The 15999-nt window shown below is 35.5% G+C and carries 16 protein-coding genes and 1 pseudogene; 11 read left to right on the top strand and 6 right to left on the bottom strand.

Annotation, left to right across the window (positions count from 1 at the left end):
• Positions 1 to 178: 178 nt before the first annotated feature.
• The 6 genes from ACB089_RS14820 to ACB089_RS14795 all read left to right on the top strand — a co-directional run bounded on the left by ACB089_RS14820 (position 179) and on the right by ACB089_RS14795 (position 4855).
• Complete coding sequence (locus ACB089_RS14820) at positions 179 to 712, top strand: dihydrofolate reductase family protein (protein ID WP_374967087.1); 534 nt, start codon at positions 179 to 181, stop codon at positions 710 to 712.
• A gap of 246 nt (positions 713 to 958) precedes the next feature.
• The gene (locus ACB089_RS14815) at positions 959 to 1921 is read left to right on the top strand and encodes a DUF4822 domain-containing protein (RefSeq protein ID WP_374967086.1); all 963 of its coding nucleotides are present in this window, start codon (positions 959 to 961) and stop codon (positions 1919 to 1921) included.
• A gap of 68 nt (positions 1922 to 1989) precedes the next feature.
• Entirely contained in the window at positions 1990 to 2175 is a 186-nt protein-coding gene (locus tag ACB089_RS14810) for a hypothetical protein (RefSeq protein ID WP_374967085.1), read from the top strand.
• A gap of 50 nt (positions 2176 to 2225) precedes the next feature.
• Positions 2226 to 3440, top strand: a complete 1215-nt coding sequence (locus ACB089_RS14805; protein WP_374967084.1) for an ATP-binding protein — start codon at positions 2226 to 2228, stop codon at positions 3438 to 3440.
• An 18-nt stretch (positions 3441 to 3458) separates the two neighbouring features.
• Positions 3459 to 4151 (top strand): response regulator transcription factor, encoded by a 693-nt coding sequence (locus ACB089_RS14800; RefSeq protein ID WP_374967083.1) that lies wholly within the window; start codon positions 3459 to 3461, stop codon positions 4149 to 4151.
• Positions 4152 to 4258: 107 nt separating this feature from the next.
• Positions 4259 to 4855 (top strand): ankyrin repeat domain-containing protein, encoded by a 597-nt coding sequence (locus ACB089_RS14795; RefSeq protein ID WP_375122112.1) that lies wholly within the window; start codon positions 4259 to 4261, stop codon positions 4853 to 4855.
• Positions 4856 to 4971: 116 nt separating this feature from the next.
• Here the strand turns inward: ACB089_RS14795 and ACB089_RS14790 are convergent.
• From ACB089_RS14790 to ACB089_RS14765, 6 genes and pseudogenes are all read right to left on the bottom strand, one after another.
• Positions 4972 to 5605, bottom strand: a pseudogene (locus tag ACB089_RS14790) (sterol desaturase family protein).
• A gap of 21 nt (positions 5606 to 5626) precedes the next feature.
• A complete protein-coding gene (locus ACB089_RS14785) occupies positions 5627 to 6310 on the bottom strand; it encodes a GntR family transcriptional regulator (RefSeq protein WP_374967081.1) in 684 nt (227 codons plus the stop codon).
• Positions 6311 to 6804: 494 nt separating this feature from the next.
• A complete protein-coding gene (locus tag ACB089_RS14780) occupies positions 6805 to 7179 on the bottom strand; it encodes an SET domain-containing protein (RefSeq protein ID WP_374967080.1) in 375 nt (124 codons plus the stop codon).
• A 65-nt stretch (positions 7180 to 7244) separates the two neighbouring features.
• On the bottom strand, positions 7245 to 8330 hold the full coding sequence (locus ACB089_RS14775) for a CotH kinase family protein (RefSeq protein WP_374967079.1): 1086 nt from the start codon (positions 8328 to 8330) through the stop codon (positions 7245 to 7247).
• Between the two features lie 170 nt (positions 8331 to 8500).
• A complete protein-coding gene (locus ACB089_RS14770; protein ID WP_374967078.1) occupies positions 8501 to 8746 on the bottom strand; it encodes a hypothetical protein in 246 nt (81 codons plus the stop codon).
• Between the two features lie 469 nt (positions 8747 to 9215).
• A complete protein-coding gene (locus tag ACB089_RS14765) occupies positions 9216 to 10406 on the bottom strand; it encodes an MFS transporter (protein ID WP_374967077.1) in 1191 nt (396 codons plus the stop codon).
• Positions 10407 to 10682: 276 nt separating this feature from the next.
• Here ACB089_RS14765 and ACB089_RS14760 point away from each other — a divergent pair, with 276 nt between their 5' ends.
• The 5 genes from ACB089_RS14760 (at position 10683) to ACB089_RS14740 (ending at position 15728) form a co-directional block, all read left to right on the top strand.
• Positions 10683 to 11591, top strand: coding sequence for a DUF2268 domain-containing protein (locus tag ACB089_RS14760; protein WP_374967076.1), 909 nt, complete (start codon positions 10683 to 10685; stop codon positions 11589 to 11591).
• A 245-nt stretch (positions 11592 to 11836) separates the two neighbouring features.
• Positions 11837 to 12703 carry a carbohydrate ABC transporter permease gene (locus ACB089_RS14755; protein WP_374967075.1) on the top strand — a complete coding sequence of 289 codons (867 nt, stop codon included), beginning with the start codon at positions 11837 to 11839 and terminating at the stop codon, positions 12701 to 12703.
• Between the two features lie 3 nt (positions 12704 to 12706).
• Positions 12707 to 13534 carry a carbohydrate ABC transporter permease gene (locus tag ACB089_RS14750; RefSeq protein ID WP_068986278.1) on the top strand — a complete coding sequence of 276 codons (828 nt, stop codon included), beginning with the start codon at positions 12707 to 12709 and terminating at the stop codon, positions 13532 to 13534.
• A 25-nt stretch (positions 13535 to 13559) separates the two neighbouring features.
• Positions 13560 to 14912: an ABC transporter substrate-binding protein gene (locus ACB089_RS14745; protein ID WP_374967573.1), complete on the top strand. Its 1353-nt coding sequence runs from the start codon at positions 13560 to 13562 to the stop codon at positions 14910 to 14912.
• Between the two features lie 108 nt (positions 14913 to 15020).
• The gene (locus tag ACB089_RS14740; RefSeq protein ID WP_374967074.1) at positions 15021 to 15728 is read left to right on the top strand and encodes an HAD family hydrolase; all 708 of its coding nucleotides are present in this window, start codon (positions 15021 to 15023) and stop codon (positions 15726 to 15728) included.
• Positions 15729 to 15999: the final 271 nt, after the last annotated feature.

The following is a 15999-nucleotide window of genomic DNA, read 5'->3' as shown; positions in this document are numbered from 1 at the left end:
TAAGCGCGAAAAGATATAATTTAAAATTAGCATAGAATTTGAGATTAAAAACCGCACTTACACATGTTACGGTGAACCGTATCAAAAATAAGTGCGCTTTTTTAAAAGAGTCGTGTAGTCTTAATAAGTAACAGGTATACTTAATTTTATCTACTGAAACAAAGGAATAGGGATTTATATGGAAAAAAGACGTAACGTTATTTTATATATAGGTACTTCAATAGATGGCTATATTGCAAAAGATGATGGAACATTAGAGTGGTTGGAGTCTACGGAAGTAGAAGGTGATTCCGGGTACAATTCCCTTCTAAAAAGAATTGATACTGTTGTTATGGGAAAGGGAACATATGATATCATTCGTGGATTTGAAATGGATTATCCTTATAGTGATTATACAAACTATGTGTTTTCTAATTCTGTTAGCGGTTCAGATGAATATGCTTCATTTATTAATGAAGATGTAAAAACTTTCATTAACAATATAAAACAACAGCCTGGTAAAGATATATGGTTAATTGGTGGAGGAAACTTAGCCCGCGAGTTTTTTAAGGAAAATTTAATTGATGAATTCCAACTAGCCATTGCACCTATTATTTTGGGAACTGGAATCTCCCTTTATAATGGGGATGATATTACTCAAAAATATAGGTTAACCAAAGTTGAAAAGTTAGGTCAACTCGCTATGCTTCGTTATGAAAAACTGAATAAATAACAAAAAAACTCGCCAATTATAGTGGCGAGTTTTGCCTTTTTATAAGCTGATTTTTGAGAAGTACCCTAAAATGGAACAACTTACGCCTTCTTATTTATCGTTAAATTTAACCTATACGAACGCATAATGTTTAGCGCATTATGCGTTTTTTCTCGAATTTATATTTTGTTTATATTTGCGATATATGCAGTTTAGTACTGGGCCTCATAATTAAGTTTAAGCAAATGATAAGGGAGAGAATATCTTATGAATAACAAATTAAAATTCGCAACACTCGCTATTTTCAGTTCAGTCACAATATTAACGGCATGCACTGATACAGGGGAAGATGAGGCGGACAATGCAGTCGTGCAAAATGAACAGGCGGAAGCCAATAAAGCTGAGCAACCACTTACAAAAGGCCAAACAATGGCGAATATTTTAAGCAGTACAAATTGGCAAGGTACACGTATTTACGACAAAGATAACAATGATTTAACTAAGGAAAATGCTGGATTTATCGGTTTAGCAAAATACGATTTTGAGTCAGGTCGATATGAATTTTTTGATGCGAAAACAGGTAAGACACGTGGCGATGAGGGTACATTCTTTATGACGAATGATGGTCAGCAGCGCATTTTAATTTCCGATACGATGAAATATCAAGCCGTTGTCGATATAATTGCTTTAGATGAAGAAATTTTCACTTACAAGCGTATGGGGAAAGATACGAAAGGTAATGACATAGAAGTGTTTGTGGAGCATATACCATATGAAAATGATTTAGCCTTCACTACACAAACTCAAAAGTTAACTACTTCTACAGGAGATATTAATACGCGTGTAGATGGTGATGAAATTCTTGGTAAAACATTATGGCACGGAACAAAAGTACTGGATGAAAAAGGTAATGATGTCACGCAGTATAATGCGAATTTTTTGAGTGTCGCAAAATTTGAAGAGGACACGAATAAATACGAATTCTTTAATACCGAAACAGGAGAAAGTCGTGGAGATTACGGTTACTTTGATGTCGTTCATGACAATAAAATTCGCGCACATGTATCGATAGGCGATAATAAATACGGTGCAGCGTTGGAACTTACTGAATTAAACGATAACAAGTTTACTTATAAGCGTGTAGGTAAGGATGCAGATGGCAATGATATCACAATCTTTGTAGAGCATGAGCCATATAAGGGAGATTTGAAGCCAACATTTAGTTTTTAAATCACAGTAAAGTCCATTACTTGAAAAAGTAAGGAATCTCCTTTATAAATTGAGCAAAGGAGATTAATATGACAATCAAGAATAGATTTTTAACTTCTTATATTGGCGGTATTATAATTGCGAGTGTCTCTATTCTCTCAATCTTATGCATTGTTTTTTATGTGACAACAGGATCCGTTCCGACACCAAAAATATTGTATAAAACTTTTACGAAGCAACGCTCCTTGAGCCCGGAAGAGGAGCTTGCTTATTAGAGCTACGTAATATTGCCAAGCATGATCCAGACAAGCTTTTAGTGCAAGACATGCAAAAAAAAATGCAACAGATTGAGGAGAAGTCACTTGAGGTTGTCATTCGCCATGAAGAGGAAATTGTATATTATTCGGAGAGGCTAGTAGAAAAGTCACTAGTCGTTCATTTCCCCATGTTTGACACGAATAATATTGAAACGAAGGGCACAATAGATAATGCAGGGGGACTCTATCGTTATATTAAGTTTGATTTCTATTATAGCGACAAGTCGAAGGGTAGCGTCTTAGTGCTGAAAAAAGAAAACAGCTTTTTAGAGTTCCTTACAAAATGGGGAATTATTATTATTTTCTTCATCCTTCTTGTATCCATTGCAGCTATGCTCTTTTTAAATCAACTTTTACACAAGACGATTATTAATCCTTTAGAAAATTTAGGACATACCATGTCTGAAATAAAAGAGGGAGATTTAATGATCAAGGCACCCACTATGCCTGCTAATACAGCAAGGGAAGTACATGAACTGACAGCTAATTTTGAGAATATGCGATCAGCGCTTTTGGTTTCAATCCAGGAGCAGCGAAATCTTGAAAAAAATCGTAAAGATCTAATAGCAAGTATTTCTCATGATTTAAAAACACCGATTACAACTATTATTGGGTATATTGAAGGATTACAGGAGGGAGTTGCCGAAACACCTGAAAAGCGAGAAAAGTATTTGAATACCATTCATTCTAAATCACTTGCATTGAACAGATTAATTGAAGAACTCTTCCTTTACTCTAAGTTTGATGCGGAGGCAGTTCATTTTCATTTTGAACGAATACAGCTTGCAAAGTTCCTTACACATATAGTAGAGGAGTTTCAGTTATACAATCGAGAAGTTCAATTAGAGTTGAATGTAGTGGAGGATGTGTATGTTCATATTGATCGTATGCATATGAATCGGGCAGTCACTAATTTAATTGAAAATAGTATGAAGTTTAAAAAGCCAACTGAACCTTTATGTATGATATTAGAAGTAGTAGTAGTCGATGATCTAGTTGAAATCGTCATAAAGGATAACGGGCAAGGAATTTCGGACCTCCAACTCCCATATGTATTCGATCATTTTTATCGTGGGGAAGAAGCGCGTACCTCGACGACAGGCGGTAGCGGCTTGGGGCTTGCAATTGTGAAACAAATCGTTGAAAAGCATAATGGTCACGTAAAAATTCAAAGTAAGCTACATTATGGTACAACGGTAACAATAGTCTTGGGTAAGGCTTAAAGGAAGTGTCAATGACTGGTGCCAACACGAATTTTAATCATTGAAGATGATATTAGCATTGCAGAATTACAGAGAGATTATTTAGAAATTCATGAAATAGAGGCGGAAATTGTAACGGACGGTTTTGAGGGGTTGAATCGAGCATTAACTGAGCCTTTTGATTTAATTGTTGTTGATTTAATGCTCCCTTCAATGAACGGTTTTGAAATTTGCCGACGCATTCGTGAAAAGAAAAATATTCCACTTATAATTGTATCTGCAAAAAAAGAAGATATTGATAAGATAAGAGGGCTTGGCTTAGGTGCGGATGATTATATAACGAAACCATTTAGTCCGAGTGAGTTCGTCGCACGTGTACAAGCTCATAGTAAGCGTTATAGGCAACTAACAGGTACTGGACAAACACAGGATTATTTAGAGATTAAAAATATTATAGTTGATAAGGCTGCACGAAAAGTATTCGTTTTAGGTCAGGAAGTTATTTTTACAACGAAGGAATTTGATTTACTCGTGTTCTTTATGGAGCATCCCAATCGTGTTTGGACAAAGGAGCAGCTTTTCCGTCAATTATGGTATATGGATGATTTAGATGGAGATGTTTTTACAGTTGTTGTTCATGTAGGTCGCATTCGAGATAAATTAAAAAAGGGAAAACTATCAGAACTGCCAATTGATACAATTTGGGGCAGTGGATATCGCTTTAATAGTTGAAACATCTCCTTGTGAAAGGAGGATATTACATGAAATATTTTATGATCATTGTAGTAAGCACATTATTCATATTGACCGGGTGTTATGATAAGGGGGAGGAAGAGAATATGAAGCCACAATCAGATCATCTTATTCAAGCAGTTGAAAACAATGATTTAGAAAAAGTACAAGAAATTTTGCAGGATCCATCATATCCAATTAATGAATCGAATGATAAAGGGGAAACGCCTTTATTAATTGCTACTCATGAAAACTATATTGAGGTGGCAAAACTTTTAATTGAAGTGGGAGCCGATATTAATCAACAAGATAATATTCAGGATAGTGCCTATCTGTATGCAGGTGCGCAAGGAAAAACAGAGATTTTAAAGTATATGATTGAGCATGCGGAGCCAAATCAAAATATTGTTAATCGCTATGGAGGCAATGCCTTAATACCTGCAGCAGAAAAAGGACATTTAAACAATGTGAAGCTACTTTTACTTGATGGGAAAGCGGATATCGATCATCAAAATAAATTTGGCTATACAGCATTAATTGAAGCGGTAGCATTAACTGACGGTTCAGTGGTATATCAGCAAATTGTACAAGAATTATTAGCACACAATGCGAATAAAGAACTTCGTGACAATTCAGGTAAGACAGCACTTGAATATGCCAAGGAGATGGGCTATACAAAAATGATTGAAATGTTAGAAGACTAGTAGATTTTACGAAGAACGTATCATTAAAAAGGACCAAAATCCAATCATCAAATAACGATGATTGGATTTTTATCATAAAGACAGAATAGGACCGAATATTGCAGAAGGCATATTTTTTATAATTCTATTTTCTGGTCAACCACGTTTCTCTAGATTTTTAGCAGTTTTACTTTGGTCAACATCCTTTTGGTTTTTAAAGGTACCCATGAGAAAATCATAGGCAGGATTCGTTACACCATACCAGTAATTTTCATTTTTGAAATGATGCCATAAATGAACCTTTTTCATCCAACGCCCCCATGGAGATATTGGCTGTATAGGGCGATGGGCGATATAATGCTTCCACTCATAAAATAATAAAAAGAGCATGATACCTGCAATAAATGCGTTTGTCATGACAAAGCTAGATGAAAGAAAATAAAAAATGGCTGCTACAATTACAATGTTTGGCACACTATACCATAAAGGTAAAAATAATAAATGTAATTCATTCGGACTTGAATGGTGGTCATAATGTAAGCGTTTAAGCATTTTTAACAAAAAAGCATTCTTTGGTGGTTTCAGATGAAAAAGAAACCTGTGTGTAACATACTCAGCTAAGGAATACATAATCATTCCCAGAATAAAAGCACCCAAAATTCCGAAAGAGGTTAAATGTAGAATCATATAACCAAAGCTAATGAGGAATAGACAGCTCATGATTAATATATCAGGGTAGGAAAAATATTCTTTCATATATTTCATTTTCATTGATCACGCCTCCAGCATTCTTTATTTTTTTCTATCTTTCCAGAGAGCCAAGCTTTTCGCCATTGTTGTCGTAGTTAACCTTTCCGCCTCCATTGCATCTCCCTTTAATGCAGCTTTTAATAAGTCGTGGTAATAGTTGAAGGACAATTCACGATGATCTTTTACAGAAAAAAATCTCTTCGCCATATCTATATAAATGGAATCGAAGCTATTTAAAATGAGTAGAAAGATTGGATTGACAGCCAGGCCAGCACACCTTTTTTGCAAATCCCAATCAAATGCTGCGTAGCTTTCTGCACAATCTTCAAGCTGCTCTAAATTGGCAAGGAGAGCAACCACTTTAGGCTGATTAAACGTAACAGCATTACGAATATAAGTAGGAGTCAAAGAACTTCTTAATTCTAATAAGTACATGACGAATTCATCTGTTATGGTATGATGATTCTCAACAATATTAACAAGTGTCGATAGATTCCCATTGCGCCAATAATCATTTACAATCGCAGGCATTCCTTTTCTCCCTGTTATCCATCCACTCCTTCCTAAACGTTGAAGTGCCTCCCGAATAGTTGGACGACCAACCCCAAATTCTTTTGCAAGCTCTCTTTCCGGCGGTAAAGTACTTCCTATAGAATAAACACCAGCCAATATAGATCTAATTAATTCATTCTCAATTTTATCTGAGGAGCGTTCTTTTTCGTTCAAATCCTCGTCTCCTTTGTTTTTGGTAATACAAATTAAATACAGTGGTAATACCAAAAAGTATATATCAAATTTGAATTTTCTGTCAATGGAAAATGGCGAATTTTTATTAGAGAAGCAACGATCCAATCAGATCTAATGGTTTCCCTAAGATTATGGAACCTTACACAAGACAATTCGACGAATATTGAAAGAAAACGAAACAGAGAATTACTATTTTTGAGAAAGAATTTGATTTAGACTACAAAATTGAAGTGAAGGAGAAAAAGAAGACATTAAAAAACGAGAAGAAGGGATCTTAATGTGGTTAGATGGACTTTTTCGTAGCACTGAATAATCTCAAGTTTTTGTTCTATAAAAATTTCCCAATAAAAAATACTCCCAATAGATAGATTTTTTTAAAAATCTGTCTATCTATTGGCGAGCATAGCAAACCGTATATTCTGGTGTTACCATTATTTTTGAAAGCAAAACAATTATTCATGAAGGTAAGATGTTTATCCGATTACATCAAACCATAACGGAGATTTATCTTCAAGATCACCATTGTAATTAATCGTTAATTGTTCGCCCATCGAAATATCATGTAGTGCATAAAAGTCAATTGATAAATTTTCTTGATTATTTTCATAATTAATATTTGGGGTATATGAATGATTAAAAAGTGATCCCAATCCAAGTGCAATGGCTGTATCATCTTCCCCCCAATAAAAGCTATAATAAAGAAGGGAAGTCTTTTCTAAATATCCCCAATCCTCTTTAGGTAATACGATAACTGGTGATACCTCAATAAGTTCATCTTTTTTTATATCTCGTGTAGCATATAAACCTCTACCATATTTCCCGGTATCTTTTATACAGATAGGTCCCAAAATGAATACTCCTTTCCCCAATCCCTATTTCTCTCTAATCAAAAAAAACATTATTGATTAGATTTTTAAACTAAATTCAAGAGTTGATTTTTTAAATAATCATTGCGGTCACGAATGAATTGGAAAATTAATTCTGGTTCATTATCAAAAATATCAATCTTCTTTTTTTTATAAGGATCAAGGAGGATTTGGGGACGTATACATTGATGTAGTGGTAATACTTTGTTTTCCATATAGTCAACTGTAAACATAGTTTCAAGGATTTCTTCTAATGTTTCTTTGTAGAGTTTTCGGAATTCGGGCACTTGCAATAGAACATAATTAAGATGGTTTCCTGATTTACCTTCAATTGGGACATACGTATGATCCATGATCCCACCATTTACTTTCCGTCCCCAAGTTGCATCGTAGTCCCATGGAAGTATTTCGAATAAGCCAGTGTCACTATTACGATAGAGGGCATAATTGTGTGTAAAACCGTCGTTATTCATTGTACAAACTGCTCCAGCGAGCCACCGGAAATATTGATCAATATTAATTTTCTGGGAGATTTCATCTGGAAAATTAGATGGAATTGTAGTATTTATGGTTGTAATCAAATCATGAAGAAAGATATCGTCTGATGAAGCGCCACACACTCGTTTATAGCCCGACAAAAGTGATTTTTTGGGTTTGTCATCACACACTAATGAGAAATTTGCATCATTGTTGATGGCGTAGTAAATGGGACCGGCGGGAAGCCCTCGCTTTTCTAAAAATAAATCATCAACTGATTCCAAGTGCAAGTAGACACCTTTAAATGAGCCATTTCTGTAAAAATTGATATGTTGACTATCTGGTGAAAGGACTTCGAGGTCTTGAAAGAAGTCAAGGGAAAGCTTATTGCGAATTAGGGAGGGGTCTTTGTATTCTGCATTGAGGTGAATTCTACGTACGCCTAAGAATTTTTCGGCATCATCGAAATCAATCATATAGGATCTTTTACGGAATTTTCGTGTATAGTCTCCACGATAGGCAATCTTAATATTGTAGGTAATGCTATCTACCAACAACTTGGCGGAAACAGGGTCATCTTTTGATACTTTTTTCCTTAAATCATTTAATTCATCTTCTTCAATCATTAAAAAATACAAGGGTAGAATGTTTGACATATACTCACCTCCCTTATGTACTCTATCAGTTATCAAATGTATATACGCTGACGCTAGTAGAAAAATGAAATAGCTTTGATTAAGGAGTAAATGCCCCACTAACCTTTTGGATAGTGATTAATGGAGGCATTTCACCGGGTACGTTTACAATTGTTTCTGGTAAATGTACTTTAGTTAGAAGTACTACCAGAGGAAGTACTACCAGAGGAAGTACTGCCAGAGGAAGTACTACCAGAAGATGTACTACCAGAGGAAGTACTACCAGAAGATGTACTGCCAGAAGAAGTACTACCAGAAGAAGTAGTACCAGAGGAAGTACTACCAGAAGAAGTACTACCAGAAGAAGTAGTACCAGAAGATTTGCTTCCTGTAGACGAATGACTACCCGAACCTTTTTTTCCTTTTTTTCCAGGCACAACAGACCCTCCTTAAAAATAGTGTTAAATTTATAGTACGCAATGAATGTTTCTGTACTTAGACTATTATCACAATAAATTCAGGGATTATATCGACCCTAAACATAGTGATTTTTAAAGCTAAGATGCGTACCCGCCATGCACAACAACTTGGTGCTGAAAGTCCACAACAGGCTTGGCAGTAGGAATTGTTAACGATAGTCAAGGGTGTCCATGGTGACGTGGAATTTGAAGGAAGTAGGACGCCAAATCTCAGATTGACGACCAGAAATCAGATATAAGGCTGAATGGGGATGGACGAGTTTGCATCACAATACAAAGTCTAATACTCCCCGAGTCTCACACAGTAAATCTGGCAGTTGCATGAGAGGAAAGTGGTTGCACTTACCCGGGGAGGTCTCTTGAGGGATATAAAATTTAACAATCGGATTCGTGATAGTCAGATGAATCAAGAGAAATCAGCTCATTTTTAGGCTGATTTCTTTTGTTTTTGGTCTAAAAGATGACAAAAGAAAGTTAGTAGACTTGCACAGACTGCAACTATTCCACCGACCCATGTTACATTCATCAAATTCCCTTGATGGTATACAATTCCGCCTAATGCAGAACCAAAAGCGATGCCTACATTGCTTGCCACTGGCATAAGTGAAGCCGCGAGTCCTGTAGCATTTGGCTGATAAATTCCAGCGAGGTCTATTAAATATAGCTGAGTAGATGTTGTTAAGAGGATGGCCATTAACGACATTAAGCCAATGTTTACCAGTCCTAAAATAAAATGATTTGTTGTCCAAAATAAACTTGTCAGAACAACTGCCTGCACGAGAAAAACAAACCGAAGGCGACCGATTGGATTGTGGCTGGCAATTTTACCGGCAAGGATGTTGCTGAAAATCGAGATAAACCCGTAAGCAAATAAGATTAAACTAATTGAATGATCGGGTGCACCCATTCCCTTTAAGATCGGAACAAGGTAAGTAAAGACGGCATAAGTTGCGCCAAATCCGAGAGCAGGAATGAAAAAAGCCATCAAAATTCTTGGCTGGGCCATTAAAGAAAACTGATCTCGTATCGAGCTGCGTTCTTGGCTGAGACCATTAGGTAAGACAAAAAAGGATGCCAAAAACGCCAATCCTCCTAGGAAAGTGGTTAACATGAAAGTGGCATTCCAGCCGTACCGTTCGGCGATGACAATACCAATTGGCACTCCAACGACATTTGCAAGTGTGAAACCACCAAAAACGAATGATATCGCAAGTCCGCGTTTTTTAATCGGCATGGTTTCACTTGCAACAATCATAGCTAGAGAGATTAATACTCCTGTTACAATCGCTGTCATAATCCGAAGTACAAGGAGCATGATATAGCTCGTCGAAATGACGCACAAAGCATTCAGGACGATGAAAGATCCTATCAAAAACAACATCCATTTACGCTTTGGTAAATGACTTGTTGCTGACATCACTAGGGGTGTGGAGATGGCAAACGTAATGGCAAACGCAGAAACGAGTGTGCCTGCCTTTGCATTTGTCATATGAAGGCTCGAAGAAATATCTGTTAAAATTCCGACAATAACAAATTCGCTTGTCCCGAGTACAAATGTTAATAAAGAAAGTGTTAAAATGAGCAACCAATGTCGCTTGGTTAATTTTGTGGGGTGCATAAATACCTCTTTTCTTAGATGTATGTAAATGTGTCACAGAGTAAATACACAACCTGAACATCATACCATAAAATTTTTAGCGAGAAAAACCCTTTCTGAATCAATAGATCACCACAATCGACAAGGCTGCAGAGTTAGAAGAAGATTATTAAAGTAAGCATATTTTTGTTGAATGATTAAGAAACGGACTAAGTACATGGAATGCAATAGTAAACATTAAAAGCTTTACATTGACGTTGCGTAAAGGATTAAGCTTTTAAAAAAGGGGGCGATAACATGGGAAAAGTAAGAATCAATTTAATCAATAGCTTAGATTTCTATGAAAAATGTTTACTAGGAAATGTTAATGAGAATGCATTCCGCTATGAATTGATGCAACCAATGAAAACAATGTGGGATTATTTAAATGTACCGTTAAAAGCAACGCAACCTAATGGATACGATGTTGTTATGGCATCAGAGATGTTAGGGATTTGGACGCCTAGAAAATCTATTCAACAAGTTGAGGATAATCTTCCAGAGCTTATCGAATCTAGAATTTTTGATGAATATCAGGAAGTGATCTCAAAAGGAATGGATGCATTTGAAAAGATCGGTTATTCTATTCCACTAGAAAAAATCGACATAACTATTCTTTTAGGGGATGAAGATAGTCAAGAAATGAAAGTAAATAAAGGATATTCAGGTTTTGGTGGAATACCGGGATATATTTTGCTAATGGCTGTTCCTAATGATTTTAATAAGAAACGATTAAAATCCGCTTTAGCTCACGAGTTTAATCATAATGTTCGTTTTACATTTGAACCATTTAATCATGGTGACGTGACTGTAGAAGAATATATAGTATTGGAAGGTTTAGCTGAATGTTTTGCTGAAGAAATGTATGGGAAAGAATTGATCGGACCTTGGATTGAAGATTTTGATCAAGAAGAGATGGCGTACTCAATCAAAGTGATAAAAGAAGGACGAAAGACGAAAGGTTTTGGAGAAGTATCAGCTTATATGTTTGGTGATGAGGTTGCTAAGAGACAGGGGCATAGTCCAGTTGGTTTATCAGGGAATGCAGGTTATACTATTGGTTACCATTTGATTAAGAAATACTTGGCTAACAGTAACAAGAGCATTGCCGAAGCGACACTGACGCCTACTGAAGAAATAGTGAGCGTCTCTAAATTTTTCGATTAACCTCACTTACAACTGATCGGTAGTGCAACAACGGTTTTATAAATAATCAAAATTTATTACAAAACTACACCTAATAATCAATCAAACTATTTCTCAACGAAAACGAGAAATAGTTTTTTTATGATAAAAATTGGTTTTTGTGTTGTTTTACTTTGTTTATATGTTTATTTTTACAACATGTTAATAAAAGTACAACATCTGATTAATAATTTGGCTTTACAATGTGAAACAGGAGGTGACACTGAATGCAAATAAAATTTTCAAAGGCTGCGTTCTTTTTATTACCGGTTGGAATACCTCTTATACTCTTTTGGATTATTCCGAATTTGTTTAGTTTAGGTATTAGTTTTACAGACTGGGATTTCATGACAAATGATTTTCATTTTGTTGGTTTAGATAACTATTTCAATTTGTTTACCCAGTCATCATTTAAGCAGGCATTGCTAAACACTCTTTATTTTGGATTTGGGACAGTTATTCCAACAACTGTATTAGGATTAGGTTTTGCTCTGTTCTTTAGAAAAAATTTCAAAGGCTCTGCCATTTATAAATTGATGATTTTTTCACCATGGGTAACACCAACAGTAGCTGTATCGATTGTATGGTCACTTCTATATGAACCGGAACTAGGTGTTATCAATAAGCTGTTAGGTTTAGTAGGAATACCCGGTTTGGAATGGCTTAAGAGCAGTGAAACCGCAATGCTAGCAGTTATTATTGTAACGGTTTGGAAACTAGTTGGATGGACAATGATTTTCTATATTGGTGCATTAGAGAAAGTACCTGATAGCTTATATGAAGCGGCGAGTATCGATGGAGCAAATGCATGGCAAAAGTTTCGACATGTCACACTCCCAATGGTTTCACCAACAACTTTTTTCTTAATTGTTGTGAATACAATTGTATCGCTGCAAGCATACGATCAAATTAAAATCTTAACACAAGGTGGGCCGAGTGGTTCGACAAGAACATTACTCTATTTATTCTTTGAACAAGCGTTTGAACAATTTGATATGGGATCAGCGACAGCCATCGCATTTATCATATTAATTATTACAATCCTACTATCGTTCTTAAACAAGATAATAGGTGACAAGTGGGTGAATTATTAAGACATGAGTAATCGAAAAAAGACGCCATTGATTTTCAAGCATCTCTTTTTAGCTGTATCAAGTATCTTGTTTGTCTTTCCTTTTATATGGATGATCCTTAGTTCGTTTAAAACATCCAGTGAAGTACTACAAGGTAGTTTTTGGCCTAAAGAATTTCATTGGGAAAATTATTCTGAAGTATTAGAAATCATTCCTTTTCACACGTATATCTTTAACAGTTTCTATACTTCTTTGTTGATTACAATCTATGTTCTTATTTCGTCAGCGCTCTTTGCTTATATGTTGGCATTTTATAAATTTAAAGGGAAAGAATTAACGTTTGGCGTTGTCATGGCAACATATATGATTCCAGGTGCTGTATCATATGTTCCTGTTTATGTGATGTTAGCAAAAATGGGCATTCTTAATACCCATTTCGGATACATTATTTCTTTAGCAGTTAGTGTATTTGGGATTTTTTATTTAAGACAAGCGTTCCTTAAAGTTGGTTATGAAATTGTAGAAGCAGCCAAAATTGATGGAGCTAGTGATTGGAAAATTCTTTGGAAGATTGTCTTTCCGGTGACACGTTCATCATTTGTGACACTAGGTTTAGTGACATTTATAGAAAACTATAATAACTATATTTGGCCAGCGCTAGTATTAAAAGATAACGATAAAAAATTAATCACAAATGGGATTGCTGATTATTTCATTAATAGCTCCTTAGGTAGGGATTGGTCACACATTATGGTTGCAAGTACAATCGCTACAGTCCCACTTTTACTTGTATTTTTAGTATTGCAAAAATGGTTCCTCTCAGGTGTTTCTGATTCTGGAATAAAAGGTTAACTAATTTTAAAGGAGGCATTTCATGATGAAGAAATTATTAACGCTTTTTATGGTTGTATCATTATTTGTTAGTGTACTAGCAGGTTGTTCTGGAGGAGAAGGAAATACAGTTAAGGTAACGAAAGAAGGGGAAAAAATCGTTGTCCCATTTATTAACGGAGTTGGGGGGTCCCTTGCGGATCGTTTAGATAAGATTGTGATGGAATTCAATGAAAGTCAGGACAAGTACGTTGTAAAAACGACAAAAGCAGGCAACTACGATGAGTCTTATCAAAAGCTTCAAAGTGGATTTGCGGCAAACAATCAAGAAGCCATTGCTTTACTAGGTTCAGACGTTATTCAAAACTACATTAACAAAGATTTAGTTGTACCCATCGATACATTTATCAATAATGATAAAGAATTGAAAATAGAGAATTATGGTAAAGGTTTTGTTAGTCAAGCAACAGTTGATGGGAAAATATATGGAATTCCTCTATATGGTACAACTCAAATACTTTATTATAATAAAAAAGTATTAGAGGAAAATGGCTTTACTACGGATGACTTAAAGACATGGGAAGGGCTAGAGAAGGTAGCTGAAAAAGTATCAAAACGTGATGAAAATGGCAACGTTCAATATGCAGGGTGGATGCCAATTTGGGGTACGACAAATTTAATTGATTCGGTTCGAAGTGCTGGAGGAAATGTATTAAGTGAAGACGGAACAAAAGTTTTAATTAACGATGAAACTTGGGTAAAGGTATGGGAGAAATACCGTACATGGCTTCATGAAGATAAAATCATGAACATTCATACAGGTGGTACTGGATGGGAATATTGGGATAACACTATTATTGATTTTGTTGAAGGTAAAACGTTAGGATATACAGGTTCATCTGGTGACCAAGGATTTGTCTATAAATCGTTAGGTGAAGGAATGAATGAGGCAGAAAGACTAGCTACGTTTGGAGCAGTTCCGCAACCAGGCTGGGGTGATCATAAGCCAGCACCGAAATTAGAAGCATATTTTTTCACATTAACTAGAAATATTGATCCAGAAGTAGCACAAGGTGCATATGAGTTTATGAAATTTGCGACAACTACTGAAAAAACAGCTGAATGGTCAATGGAAACAGGCTATATCCCTGTTCAAAACAATGTCACTGATTATGAGCCTTATGCAGAATTCGTAAAAAAACAACCACAGGCGTTAGTTCCGTTAGAGCAAGCGAATGAATATGGAGTTTCACCATTTATTGATCCAACAGGCGGAAAAATCTATGATGCACTAGATATAGCGAAAGATAAAGTAGAAATCGAAGGGATCTCTGCTAAGGAAGCATTAAATGAAGCAGCAGCAATTGCCCAGCAAGAATTAGACAAAGTAAATAAATAAAACTTTTCGAAGAGAAATGGTGGTGCTTCTCTTTTGGATGGAAGAAGTACCTTTATTCGTCTTACAGAAAGAACAAAAAATAGGCTGTAAGTTATAGGAGGCAAAAAAATGAAAAAAGGAATTATTTTCGATAAGGATGGCACATTAATACAGCTCGATTCGGTTTGGTATAAAATCGTTGATTGTGTACTTCATGACGTATTTCAAAAGTATCCGAATGAAAAGAACAAACGAAATGAATACATGCAGATCATTGGAATGGACAACAATGATTTTGAGAGTACGAGCTTACTAGCTAGTCAAACGAATTCCTTTATTGCAGCGGCATGGTATTCACTATTAGAAGAAAAGAATATAAAAAAAGGGGAATTTATCCATGATGTGTGTGCATCATTCAAAAAGCATTCAACATCAGATGACCTCGTATTTACAGAAGTACAAGGTGCACAAGAAACACTAAAATATTTAAAAGATCATGCGTATATTATCGGTATTGTGACAGCAGATGATATTGATGCAGCTGTTCATTCACTAAAAATGACTAGGCTTTACGAGTATATAGATTTTTTAAGTGCTGATGATGGAATCAACAAACCTAAACCTTATAGTGATTGTTATCATATGTTCAAAGATAAATTTCTACTGAATGATGAAGAAGTTTTAATGGTAGGTGACACATTAACTGACATTCGATTTGCACGAAATAGTAATATTGAAGTTGCCGGAGTTCTTTCTGGTGCATGTAGGAAGGAAGATCTTGAAGGAAAAGCGGATTATATTATAGATAGTGTTAAAGATATTCAAAAGATTTTATAGCACATTGTTACCAAACGAGAGAGGTCAATTCATCTAAAAACAATGACTATTTTAACTTCTTGCAGCAAATGGTCTTTGTAGCGAAAGCAAAGCGTCAGCTACAGAAGTGTCCCACCTCTAAAAGTGAAAAGCTAGACAATGGGCTGAAGCTAAATTTTCTAGAAAGACAGCAAAATAGTAAGGGATTAGGAGTACTTTAATCACCCCCTTAGTAAATGTATTGGGTTATTGTCTGAAATTCAAAAATTTTATTACACAGAAGGTGAAACGG

Source organism: Lysinibacillus sp. RS10, assembly GCF_041956855.1.
GTDB lineage: Bacteria > Bacillota > Bacilli > Bacillales_A > Planococcaceae > Lysinibacillus > Lysinibacillus xylanilyticus_A.
This window is presented reverse-complemented; position numbering and strand designations above follow the sequence as displayed.

Coding starts and splice junctions, on each gene's coding strand:
- ACB089_RS14820 (WP_374967087.1), top strand. CDS start 179: ATGGAAAAAAGACGTAACGTTATTTTATATATAGGTACTTCAATAGAT.
- ACB089_RS14760 (WP_374967076.1), top strand. CDS start 10,683: ATGGGAAAAGTAAGAATCAATTTAATCAATAGCTTAGATTTCTATGAA.
- ACB089_RS14795 (WP_375122112.1), top strand. CDS start 4,259: ATGAAGCCACAATCAGATCATCTTATTCAAGCAGTTGAAAACAATGAT.
- ACB089_RS14755 (WP_374967075.1), top strand. CDS start 11,837: ATGCAAATAAAATTTTCAAAGGCTGCGTTCTTTTTATTACCGGTTGGA.
- ACB089_RS14745 (WP_374967573.1), top strand. CDS start 13,560: ATGAAGAAATTATTAACGCTTTTTATGGTTGTATCATTATTTGTTAGT.
- ACB089_RS14815 (WP_374967086.1), top strand. CDS start 959: ATGAATAACAAATTAAAATTCGCAACACTCGCTATTTTCAGTTCAGTC.
- ACB089_RS14810 (WP_374967085.1), top strand. CDS start 1,990: ATGACAATCAAGAATAGATTTTTAACTTCTTATATTGGCGGTATTATA.
- ACB089_RS14740 (WP_374967074.1), top strand. CDS start 15,021: ATGAAAAAAGGAATTATTTTCGATAAGGATGGCACATTAATACAGCTC.
- ACB089_RS14750 (WP_068986278.1), top strand. CDS start 12,707: ATGAGTAATCGAAAAAAGACGCCATTGATTTTCAAGCATCTCTTTTTA.
- ACB089_RS14765 (WP_374967077.1), bottom strand. CDS start 10,406: ATGCACCCCACAAAATTAACCAAGCGACATTGGTTGCTCATTTTAACA.
- ACB089_RS14805 (WP_374967084.1), top strand. CDS start 2,226: ATGCAAAAAAAAATGCAACAGATTGAGGAGAAGTCACTTGAGGTTGTC.
- ACB089_RS14775 (WP_374967079.1), bottom strand. CDS start 8,330: ATGTCAAACATTCTACCCTTGTATTTTTTAATGATTGAAGAAGATGAA.